Origin of the sequence: Streptomyces sp. NPDC101166, from assembly GCF_044768125.1 — a bacterium.
Lineage (GTDB): Bacteria > Actinomycetota > Actinomycetes > Streptomycetales > Streptomycetaceae > Streptomyces.
Genome location: NZ_JBIWPF010000091.1, coordinates 1 through 1,581 on the forward strand (window position 1 = coordinate 1; position 1,581 = coordinate 1,581).

The 1,581-nt window shown below is 68.0% G+C and carries 2 protein-coding genes; both read left to right on the forward strand.

Features of this window, described 5'->3' with window-relative positions; genetic code table 11:
* The first annotated feature begins 385 nt into the window (after nt 1-385).
* Nucleotides 386-1,267, forward strand: a complete 882-nt coding sequence (locus tag ACIRS4_RS36605) for an oxidoreductase (RefSeq protein WP_404204341.1) — start codon at nt 386-388, stop codon at nt 1,265-1,267.
* Between the two features lie 42 nt (nt 1,268-1,309).
* On the forward strand, nt 1,310-1,581 hold a 272-nt coding region (locus ACIRS4_RS36610), incomplete at its 3' end, for a PH domain-containing protein (RefSeq protein ID WP_404204343.1).

The window sequence follows — 1,581 nt, forward strand, 5'->3', positions numbered from 1 at the left end:
AGGACGCCGAGATCGTGCAGCAGCCGGTAGCAGGACGGATCGTCGGGCAGCACCGGGTGGAACCCTTCCAGGAAGTAAGGTCGCGATCAGGTTGACGACGATCACGAGCCCGAGGCCCGGCGAAGCCACCGCCGCGCGCGGTCTCGACGGGCTCGGTGCCGATGTCGGTCACCATGTCAGCCACAAGCCAGAATGCCCAGCAAACCCGCGAGTATCAGGGTGTCCGTGGTCGCGGACGCTACCGCTCACCCAGGTCAAATGGGATGAATCGGACACGGACACGCCGCGCTCGGCCACCGCCCGGGACGGTCGGCAAATCTCGCGTCCGGGAACGGTTCACGCCGACATCGGACGTGCGCGCCTCCGCGCACCTAGACTCGACCCCGTGAGCGGCTGGGACATCTCCGACATCCCCGATCAAGCGGGCCGGACCTTCATCGTCACCGGGGCCAACAGCGGGCTGGGCGCGGCCACCGCGCGAGCGCTCGCCGGCGCGGGCGCGAAGGTGATCATGGCGTGCCGCAATGAGGTGAAGGCGAGAGCGGTGGCCGATCGGATCGGCCCGAACGCCCAGGTGCGCCGCCTGGACCTGGCCGACCTCGCCTCGGTGCACGAGTTCGCCGACTCGGTCGACGGCGCGGACGTGCTGATCAACAACGCGGGCGTGATGGCGGTGCCGCTCAAGCGCACCGCCGAGGGCTTCGAAATGCAGATCGGCACAAACCATCTCGGCCATTTCGCGCTGACCGGGCTGCTGCTGGACAAGATCCGTGACCGGGTGGTCACGCTGTCCTCGGGCATGCACGCCATCGGCCGCATCGATCTCGAGGACCTGGACTGGGAGCGGCGCAGCTATCAGCGCTGGGCCGCCTACGGCCAGTCCAAGCTCGCCAACCTGATGTTCGCGCGGGAACTGCAGCGCCGCCTGAACGCCGCCGGATCGGCGAAGCTGTCGGTGGCCGCGCACCCCGGCTATGCCGCCACCGACCTGCAGGGGCACACCGAGTCGATCTACGACACCCTGATGTCGATCGGCAACCGGCTGTTCGCGCAGAGCGCCGAGATGGGCGCGCTGCCAACGCTGTTCGCCGCCACCGCCGAGGTCGAGCCGGGCGGCTTCTACGGGCCCACCGGGCTGCGCGGCATGCGCGGCTACCCGGGGCCCAGCCCGTCCAGCGCCGCCTCCAAGGACGAGGTGACCGCGCGGCGGCTGTGGGAGCTGTCCGAGCAGCTGACCAAGGTCAGCTATCCGTTCGTGCGCCGCTGAACCGAAATCCGGGAGCATCGCTGAGCCGAAAGGCGGGGGTTGGTGAGCATTCCATTCGATCGACGGGATCAACTCGACAAGATCCAGCAGGGGTTGATGCAGGGCGAGCAGATCCTCGCCGTGTACGACGCCATCGGGGTGGGCACCGGATTCCTGGGGCTCACCGACCGGCGGGTCATCATCCAGGACAACTCGTTCGTGGGTAAGAAGATCGCCATCACGTCCATCCCCTACGCGCGGATCTCGAGCGTGAGCATCCTGACCAACAAGTCGTTCGCGGGCCAGTTCTTCTCGTCGGGGCACATCGCCATCAG